Here is a 10,458-nt window from a genome sequence, read left to right as displayed (position 1 = left end):
TTCAAAGAGATACAAGCAGAAGTGCGGTATTTGATGTCATGCTTACTGTTGAGAATAATGACGAAAGAATTGCAGGATTTGAAATATCAGAAGAAGCGTTAAATCAGGTAGTTGATCAGGGTTATAGCACAGCAAAATTTGATATAGAGATTACTTTTCAGGAGGTGGGCGATTGCCTGTCCTTGAATTTTATATTCAACTCGGATGTGTACGAGAAGGAGATGGTTGAAGGACTGATAGGGCATTACAAACAGTTGTTAAATGCGTTGTTGGAAACCCCTGAAGAGAAAATAGCACAAATAGATTATGTATCGGAAGAAGAGAAACACAAACTGCTGTTTACCTTCAATGATACAACAGCAGCTTATCCGAAGGACAAGACAATTGTAGATTTAATTGAAGAGCAGGTGGCAAAGACACCGGATAACATCGCCATAGTCTTTGAGGATACAGAACTGACTTACAGGGAGCTTAATGAGCGATCCAATCAGTTGGCGCATTACCTAATAGAAAATTACAACATTCAGCCGGATGATCTGATAGGGATACAATTGGAGCGAAGCGAGTGGATGATTGTGTCGATACTGGGTGTGTTAAAATCAGGAGGAGCTTATGTTCCTATTGATCCGCAATACCCTCAGGAAAGAATAGACTATATAAAAGAAGATACTCAGTGCAAGGTTTGTCTGGATGAGCAAGAGTTAAGCAGGTTCAAAGAAAATCAGGAGCGTTATGCTAAAGACTTAGAGACTCGCACGGCTAAAAGCGATCATTTGGCTTATGTGATCTATACCTCAGGTTCGACAGGAAATCCGAAAGGAGTCATGATTGCTCACGGAAATTTATATTCTTCTACGTGTACAAGAAATGCATATTATGATTTTGTAGAATCGTATTTATTGATACCTTCTTTTTCTTTTGATTCGTCTGTAGCGGCTTTATGGGGTTGTCTTACCGGCGGTAGCACATTATACATTGTAGTGGATAACCACCTGAAGGATATTTTTAGTATCAGTAGTTTTATAAGTGAGTATGCAATAGCATGTATATTGTGTGTACCCTCGTATTATCAGCTGCTGTTGTCACATTCAGCATCAGGAAAGTTACCTTTTAAGAGGGTGATTTTAGCGGGTGAGACATTAAGTGGCAGTTTAGTAGAAGAGCATTTTATCGGATTGCCGGAATGTGTTTTATTTAATGAATACGGTCCGACGGAAAACACGGTATGGTCAACAGTAGCCAGTATAGGAAAAGAAACCAGGAGAGTACATATTGGGAAACCCATAGGTAATACCCACATATATATATTGGATAACAGCAATAAGATGGTACCAACAGGGGTAACAGGAGAAATATGCATAGCTGGAACTGGTTTAGGCAGAGGCTATTTGAATCAAAAAGAGTTAACGAAAGAGAAATTTATAGCGAATCCATTTGAATCAGGAGAGCGTTTGTACAAAACAGGTGATTTAGGTCGTTGGCTGCCCGATGGCAACATCGAGTTCATAGGCCGAAAAGACGACCAGGTCAAGCTCAGAGGGTATAGGATAGAGCTTGGAGAGATAGAGCATGTTTTAGTAAAACATGAAGCTGTAAGTCAGGCAGTAGTCTTAGCCAGAGAGAACGAGTCTGGAGAAAAAGAGCTGGTTGCTTATATTACGTTAAATGTTGAGCAGAACGTAATAGCTTTAAAAACCTATTTAAAAGAAAGGTTACCTTCTTATATGATTCCGGCGCACTTTGTTCAAATGGAAGTAATGCCGTTGACAGCTAACGGCAAAATAGCAAAGAAGTCCCTACCTGATCCCGTAGGTGTAAGTCTGGTAAATGTTGTAGAATATGCGGCTCCAAAAAATAAAACAGAAGAGAAGCTTATTGAAATTTGGGAAATGGTATTGAATCAAAAAAATATTGGAATGAATGATGATTTTTTTGATTTAGGAGGATTTAGTATGAGAGCAATTGGTCTTGTGGCTGAATATAATAAGAGTTTTAATGTACAATTAACCATTCAGGAACTTTTTGAAAGAACAAAATTATATGAACATGCCAAGATAATTGAAACTCGAATGTGGCTTAACAAGAGCTCGGAGGAAAAAACAACGAGTATTGAAACCATTGAGTTTTAAAGTTAAATTTATATAATTGTAGAAAATTAAATTTTTATAAAAAAAATAATACCTTTTTTAAATGGATGATGTTTATGATTTGTTAGTTGAAATAAAGAATTTAGGTGGAAGGCTTTATCTTGCCGACGATCGAATAAAGTTGGATATTAAACCCGGCATTCTTACTCCGGAAATCTCTGATAAAATTAAATATCGTCGAGAGGAAATCTTAGTACTATTACAAGGGTCAGAAATAAAATCGGATTTTGTCAAGATAGAAAAACTCCCTTCTCAAGAAAGTTATGCGCTTTCAGATGGGCAAAGAAGACTTTGGATCTTAAGTCAATTTGAAGGAGGGGCAGCAGCTTATCAGGTTATTGGGGATGTTTACCTTGATTCTAAAGTAAATGTAGAGGCTGTTAAAAAAAGCTTGTGGTCTATGCTTGAACGACATGAAAGTTTACGAACTGTTTATAAAAAAGATGATTCCGGAGAGTTAAGACAATGGATTTTGAGTGTAGAGAATTCAGGGTTTAAGATAGATTATCAGGATTTCAGAAGTGAAGAAAACAAGGTTGAATTGATGGAATCTTATTTAGGAAAAATTAGTCAGGAGGAACCTGATTTAGAAAATGGACCATTATTTAAGGTTAGTTTAATCAGATTAGAAGAAGAAGACTATGTTCTTTATTATAATTTGCATCACATTAATACAGACGGCTGGTCAATGGATGTATTTATGAGAGATCTAAGGAAATTTTACGATTTTTATCAGGCAGGTCAGACTCCAGATTTGGCTCCGCTAAAATTCCAGTACAAAGATTATGCTGCCTGGCAATTGAATATGCTCGAAAATGAGTCTGCAAATTCTCATAGAAAATACTGGTTAGATAATTTAAAGGGAGAATTACCAAGATTAGATTTACCAAGGGATAAACCGCGGCCAAAAGTGTTGACTTATAAAGGAGAAGCTTATAAAGGTTCTTTCATAGGAGCGCAAACTATTGCCAAGTTAAAAAAATATTCTGAAAAAAATGGTGGAAGTCTCTTTATGGGGTTGATCGCCGCATGGAATGTGTTAATGTATCGGTACACTTCTCAGGAAGATATCATCATAGGAACTCCACTAAATGGGAGAGATCATGCAGACACAATTGATCAGATCGGATTTTATGTGAATACGCTTGTCATAAGAAATAAGCTAAGTCCTGAAGAAAGCTTTGGTTCAGTACTTAAAAAGGTCAGACAAAATATGCTAGATGCTTATTCTCATCAATCATATCCATTCAATAGGTTAGTGATGGAATTAAACTTACCAAAAGATATTTCCAGAAATACACTCTTTGATATAATGCTGGTATTTAACAGTTCTGACAGGGAAAGTGATTCGACACCGGCTGATAATCAGTCTTATCAAATGATCCAAATTGGAAATCTTACGTCAAGATTTGATCTTGAAATAGGGTTTAAAGAAGTAGATGACTATATTCAAGTTTGGGGAACATTCAATCCGGATGTCTATGATAAGGGCATGGTTGAAGTATTGATAAAGCATTACAAGCAACTGTTAAACGCCTTGCTTGAAACCCCTGACAAGAAAATTTCCCAAATAGATTATCTGTCTGAAGTAGAAAAGAATAGACAGTTAGTATTGTTCAACAATACAGCGGCAGCTTATTCAAAAGAGAAGACAATAGTAGACCTTTTTGAAGAACAGGTGGAAAGGACACCAGATAATATTGCATTAGTTTTTGGTAAAAAAAGGCTGACTTATCAACAGCTTAACGAAAAGTCCAATCAGCTGGCTCATTACCTTAGAGATAATTACAATATTCAACCTGATACTCTGATAGGAATACAGTTGGACAGAAGTGAGTGGGTAATTATATCGATACTGGGAGTATTAAAGGCAGGGGGCGCTTATGTTCCGATCGATCCTGAATATCCATCTTCCAGAAAGGAATATATTGTAAAAAACAGTTCTTTAAATTTGCTGATAACAGAAGCCAATTTCATTTACGACATCGATTATTATGACGGAAAAGTTTTTGCCATTGATATAGAATTTGATGAAGAGAATTATCATTCTGGAGAACTTTCGAAAAAATGTAGCCCATCTGATCTTGCTTATGTGATGTATACTTCAGGCTCAACTGGGAAACCCAAAGGAGTGATGGTAGAGCACAGAAGTATCGTCCGATTGGTTTATAATACGAACTTTTTTACCCCTGCTTCCAATGACAGGCTTGTTCTTACCGGAGCATTGTCATTCGACGCTACTACCTTTGAGATATGGAGCATGCTTCTGTTTGGAGGCCAGTTACATCTGCTGTCACAAAACACACTCATGAATGTTGCAGCATTCAAAGAAGTTATGCAACAAGAAGAGATCAATGTTCTATGGCTCACAGCTCCCTGGTTCAATCAGATTGTCGAAACGGATCTGTCATTTTTTAGTTCCCTGAGGTATCTGGTGTCAGGGGGGGATAAAATGTCAGCTATCCATGTCAATGAAGTAAAAAAAGCCTACCCAGAACTTGAAATAGTAAACGGTTATGGGCCTACAGAAAATACGACATTCTCAACTTGTTATAAAGTAGAAAATAAAGAATACAACGAGAATATTCCGATTGGCAAGCCTATTGCAAACTCCCAGACGTATATCATGGATTCGGAAATGCAACTTGTACCTATTGGAGTTATGGGTGAAATCTACGTAGGAGGAGATGGGTTAGCAAGGGGGTACCTGAACCAGGAAGAGCTGACCAAAGAGAAGTTCATTGCAAATCCGTTTAAAGAAGGCGAACGTATTTACAAAACAGGAGATTTAGGCAAATGGCTGACAAATGGAAATATAGAATTCATAGGCCGAAAAGACAATCAGGTAAAAATCAGAGGACATAGGATAGAACTTGGAGAAATAGAGAGTCAAGTACTGCAGAGTGGTTTATGTGTCCAGAGTATTGTTTTGGCAAAGCCAGATGCTTCGGGGAACAAACAGTTGATTGGTTACGTTATTCCCGTTTCGGGTTATACCAGAGAAGCGCTTGTTAGCTATCTTCAGGAGTGTTTACCAGTATACATGGTTCCCCAGCTGTGGGTCGAACTGGAATCGATCCCGCTGACGGTCAACGGTAAGATAGACCTGCTTCGACTTCCTAATGTGGATAAATCGGTTTTTGATAAAGGGTATTCTGAGCCTCGTAATCCGGTAGAGAAGACGCTGGCAGATATATGGCAGGAGGTGCTGGGAATTGAACTTGTTGGTATTGATGATAACTTCTTTGAGTTGGGCGGACATTCATTAAGTGCAATACAAATGACAAACCAAATTAATAAAAAAATGGGAGTGTCAATCTCAACATCAATAATATTTGATTTGTTTACAATAAGAGATTTTTCAGATAAAATTCATAAACTCAATGGTTGGGCAAATTATTTTGAACCGGAATATAAAGCCTTAAAAAAATCTAAACATGTTAAAATTGCCGCTACTAGTAAAAATGAAAAATTACAGAAATTCTTTTTTTGTGCTCCATTAGGCGGAATATTGCCATCTACAAGTATAATAGGGATTATGGATATGTCAGTTTCTTTAGAGGAATATTTGACATTTTACAGTATACAAGCGCCGGCTATTAAACCCGAGATAAATGAGTTTTTAGAAAGTAACAAAGAAATAATAGTAGACAATATTATTTATGATCCCTCAAGATTATCTGAAATAGCGGAAGAAGCTGTTGAAGAACTATTAATGATTGACAATGAAGGCCCATTTTCTTTAGGAGGATTTTGTAGCGGTTGTTTATTAGCAGCTGAAATAGCTAGTAAGTTAATAAGTAAAAACAAAGAGGTGAAAAAATTGATTCTGATTGATCCTCCACTATGGGTAGAAAGTATTTCTAGAGAAGAGATTAAATCAAATTACACAAAGGAAGAAATTGTGTGGTTTATCGAAAAAGATTTGGCGTGGAGTTCTACATTGATGAATGCGGATGAATTATTTAGCAATCTGGAAAAAGCTACTGATGACGAAACAACCATTTGGGATATTTGTAACAACTACTTAGAAAAAATTAATCTTTTTCAGTTTAAGGTGGAATCCGATGAGTTGAAGAGGGCTTTTCAGAATAAATTTTACAATGATTTAGTTTTAAAATCTTTCTTTGCAAATATCAATTATAATTGGCCTTCGTTAGCTGTTAAAAATACAATAATATTGTCTGTTGATGATATCGCGGCCGAAGTCAAAGAAGGAAATTCGCAGCGAAATATTTTTAATGGAGATTTGGATATAGAAATAATTCCTGGCGAGCACAATACTTTATTTCAAAGTGAAAATCTACATAAATGGGTGAATAGGATTCCGCACCATTTAAATGAAAAGTAATTTTAATAGGGGGCTTTCCATATCAAAAAAGGATAGAATATAATTTTAAACAAAGAAAGTGAAGAGTAAGTTATGAATCAAATATATAATGAAGTAACAAATAAGAAAGCTAAAAATTCAATTTGGAAAGAAATTATATTCAAATTATCGGATGAGTCTGTAAAGACGGTTCATATTGGAGTATATCCTTCTCACGGAAGGTACTTCAGAAAAAAAATGAAATATAAAGGCGGAGGGATTTTTAAAATAGGAATAGATCTTCCTAAAGGAAAATTCTTTTATCATTTTTTTTTTAATAACAAATTTGATTCACCAAAAAATGATGAACAGTTTGTCATATCTAAATACGATTATCAAAAGAAAGCATCATTTGTACTGGAAACAGAAATTTTCTGTCCGATTCAATTTTCAAATAAGCCACATTGCATAAGTCATATTAAAGATGATATTTGGGAGGTTCGACTAATAACACATCAAAAATGGATAAGTCATGTAGCTTTAGTAGAAGGCACGGAGGAGTATCCGTTTTCGATCGCTTACACGGAAAAAAATGTAACATTTTGGTTTGCCAGACTTAAATTTGTAAAAAGTGAAATTAATTTCTGTATAAAATTTAACGGATCTAATCAAACAAAATATCTTCATGACAATCATAAAATATGTGATAGTCCAATCACAGAATTCCTTTTTACAACCCCGCTTGAAAAAAGGAATGATTATTTGCCATTTAGAGTAGGGTATCAGGTTTTTCCTGATCGTTTTCATCGTATACCGGAAGAAAAGAATAGTTTGAACTTGGTTGAATGGGGAGGAGAACCTACCTATTCTAGTCTGTTTGGAGGAAACATAAAGGGTATTATTTCAAAACTTGATTACATTGCCGGATTAGGGTTTGATTTCATTTTTCTGAACCCAATTTTTTTTTCCAAGAGCTATCACCGTTACGACTGTATCGACTATGAGAGGATTGATCCGGTTCTGGGAGACGAAGCAGACTTTAATGAATTGATAGAAAAGGCGCATCGTTTAGGTCTTAAAGTGATACTCGATATATCCCTTAATCATTGTAGTACAGATTTTTTCGCTTTTAAAGATATTTTAGAAAACCAGGCAAAATCGGCCTATTTAAATTGGTTTGAAATTGAACAGTTTCCTCTTTTTGATGAAACCAGGCATTATTATAGTTCGTGGCATGGGTACAAAGATATGCCTCAGTTTAATTTCGATGAAAAAGAAGTACAGCAATATTTTATGAATGTAGCGAGATATTGGCCCCAAAAATTTAATATTGATGGTTGGCGATTAGATGTAGCTTCGGAGATGCCTGTTTCTTTCATAAAAGAATTTGTAACTTCCAGTAGAAAAGTGAAGCCTGATCTAATGATTATTGGGGAGTTATGGGACAATAGTTTATCAGACTTTGTTGTAGATTCAGGTTTGGACGGAATAACTAACTTTTCCTTATACCTGGATAGCCTTATTCCGTTTTTTCAGTATGAAAGTGTCTCGATATCTAATTTAGTGCTGTCCATTATGAAAGTTCAGAGTAGAAATTCGTTCAGCGTGAATCAATCCTCCTGGAATTTTTTAAGCAATCATGACATAGCGAGATTTTATTCAATAATAAAAGATAAACGAAAATATTCACTTGCTTTTACACTTATTTATGGCATTTTTGGTACACCAATAATATATTACGGTGAAGAAAATTGTATGAATGGTCTTGCCGACCCGGACAATCGACAATGTATGGAATTTGAGTCTGGTGAAACAAGCGATTTTGTTCATGAGACAATAAAAAAATTGAACAGAATAAAAGCGGCATATGAAAATATATTTAATTTTGGCAGCATCGCTTTTCCTTTGGTAGATAATAAAAATAAAGTAATGATCATTCAAAGATCTTACGCCAAGGATTCTATATTTCTTGTATTCAATTTTGATGACATCGACCATCAGTATTTACATCCAATTACATATAGCGCTAACAAGGAGGCGGATGCTTCAATGGTAGCAAAAATCAAAAGATATTCGGCGGAAATATTTTTTATAAATGAAGAAAATGGAACATTCGAGTTATTGTAAACTCTGGAACGCAGTCCCTTTTCTTAATAAACAAACTAATACTTTTATTAAATGATAATTCATTTTACTTCTGAAGTTGCACCTTTTTACAAACGCGGAGGGCTTGGGGACGTTGTCGGGGCCCTGCCAAAATATTTATCGGAAAGTACACATAATGTGGTAATCTCTTTTTATTACGAAAAGCGAATGATGATAGAGAATATTGATTTTAAGGAATCGTTTAAGATTGAAATTCAAAATATCGAATATGAATTTGACTACTATTATTTAAATCAGGACAATGTTGACTATTATTTCCTTAATATGTCCGATGAATTAATTTTTAGTGATCTGGAATCATCAGAAAGTGATTTATTAGGAGAAAGTGGCGACAGGCCTTATGATAATAAATCATCCTATATTGTTTATTTGTATTTTGCAAAAGCAGCTTTACAATTGATTTATAATTTAAAGCTACTTCCTGATTTTCTTCTATTTCATGACTGGCATGCATGCGGTTGTTTTGCGTTTTCTAAATTAATGAATGAAATATATTCAAGAAAAAGGTATTCAACAATTCTAATAATTCATAATTATGAATATCAGGGCGATATTTTCCCGGATACACTTGAATTTTTAAACGAAGAAGAAAGTGCTGAAATAAAAGAAATATTTAGGGAGTATAAAACAGCTTCATTACTTTCAATTGGGTTAAAAAATGCGGATTATGTTGGGACTGTCAGCAAAAATTATGGAAAAGAACTCTTAACAGGAAACCTTCCTCACAAAGGACTCGCATACTTAAAGTCAATAAAAAAGAAAAAGATTTTTGCTCTGCCAAATGGTATAGATCAAACAATTTGGTCCCCAGAAAAAAGCCCTTATATTCCGGGTACTTATAATAAATCTTCGGTTAACATCATGAAAGCAAAGGCAAAGGAAATTCTTCTTAAGCGTGCCGGTTTTGTTGATTCTTCAGACCCGGTGATTTTATTGATGTCACGTTTAACGGATCAGAAAGGAATAGGTATTATAATTAACTCATGGGACACAGAAGAAACTTCACTCGAAAAATTTGAAGCCCTCTTGAATACGGGAATAAAACTAATTGTGTGTGGAAGACCGGGTGGAGGGCTTAATGGTAATATTAATAAACGGTTTGCACTTGCTCAAAAAAAGTTTCCTCATAAATTTTGTTATATACCAACTTATAATGAACCGGATGCACATCTGTTTTTAGCTGGCTCTGACGCTATATTATGCCCCTCTTTATTTGAGCCTTGTGGTTTGGTTCACTTGTACGGAATGTCGTTTGGTACTGTTCCTGTTGTCAGACCAGTAGGAGGATTGCGTGATACCGTAATATCGCATAACGAATACCCCGAAATAAGTACTGGGTTTTATATTGATGAATTTAATTTCAAAAGCCTTATTGAAGCACTTAGAAAAACAGTTCATACCTATAAATTCCAAAATGATATCTGGCAAAAAATAATGCTAAGGTGTATGGAAGAAGATTATTCATGGGAGAAAGCAAGGCACAACTATTTGCAACTGTTCGATAGTATCAAAAAAGAATATCACACAGATGATTTAGAAACCATAAATAATGATAGAGATGGAATGTTTTAAATAGGACACCGTTTATCATCTGTAAATCGAACCTGATTATCGAGAGAAATAATGTTTTCTACACTTTAAAAACGAATTTGATGGTGGGAAGTTCCTTTTATAATATATTCTAAAAACACTAAAAATACTGTTTAAAAATAAATGTGTCTCTTCTTGAAAATAAACGGAAGTTTTTTATAAACTAATGCAAATAGTAGTATTCATTGCCAGAAGTACTAGTATAGTACTTTCTTGTTTATCTTGACAATACTACTATTACATGGT

At 35.0% G+C, this 10,458-nt stretch carries 4 protein-coding genes; all 4 read left to right on the top strand.

Annotation, left to right across the window (positions count from 1 at the left end):
- Positions 1-2,129: amino acid adenylation domain-containing protein (locus JO950_RS19425; protein ID WP_202704128.1), on the top strand; the 2,129-nt coding region annotated here is incomplete at its 5' end.
- A 61-nt stretch (positions 2,130-2,190) separates the two neighbouring features.
- The gene (locus tag JO950_RS19420) at positions 2,191-6,498 is read left to right on the top strand and encodes a non-ribosomal peptide synthetase (protein WP_202704127.1); all 4,308 of its coding nucleotides are present in this window, start codon (positions 2,191-2,193) and stop codon (positions 6,496-6,498) included.
- A 216-nt stretch (positions 6,499-6,714) separates the two neighbouring features.
- Positions 6,715-8,583, top strand: a complete 1,869-nt coding sequence (locus JO950_RS19415; RefSeq protein WP_202704126.1) for a glycoside hydrolase family 13 protein — start codon at positions 6,715-6,717, stop codon at positions 8,581-8,583.
- 51 nt (positions 8,584-8,634) lie between these two features.
- Positions 8,635-10,194, top strand: a complete 1,560-nt coding sequence (locus JO950_RS19410) for a glycogen/starch synthase (RefSeq protein ID WP_202704125.1) — start codon at positions 8,635-8,637, stop codon at positions 10,192-10,194.
- Positions 10,195-10,458: the final 264 nt, after the last annotated feature.

Origin of the sequence: Flavobacterium sp. UGB4466, from assembly GCF_903469665.1 — a bacterium.
Taxonomy (GTDB): domain Bacteria; phylum Bacteroidota; class Bacteroidia; order Flavobacteriales; family Flavobacteriaceae; genus Flavobacterium; species Flavobacterium lipolyticum.
The sequence above is the reverse complement of the archived record's forward strand: the minus strand, read 5'-3'. Positions and strand labels throughout refer to the sequence as shown.

Excerpts from the sequence above, each read along its gene's own strand:
- JO950_RS19420 (WP_202704127.1), top strand. The coding sequence starts at position 2,191 with ATGGATGATGTTTATGATTTGTTAGTTGAAATAAAGAATTTAGGTGGA.
- JO950_RS19415 (WP_202704126.1), top strand. The coding sequence starts at position 6,715 with ATGAAATATAAAGGCGGAGGGATTTTTAAAATAGGAATAGATCTTCCT.
- JO950_RS19410 (WP_202704125.1), top strand. The coding sequence starts at position 8,635 with ATGATAATTCATTTTACTTCTGAAGTTGCACCTTTTTACAAACGCGGA.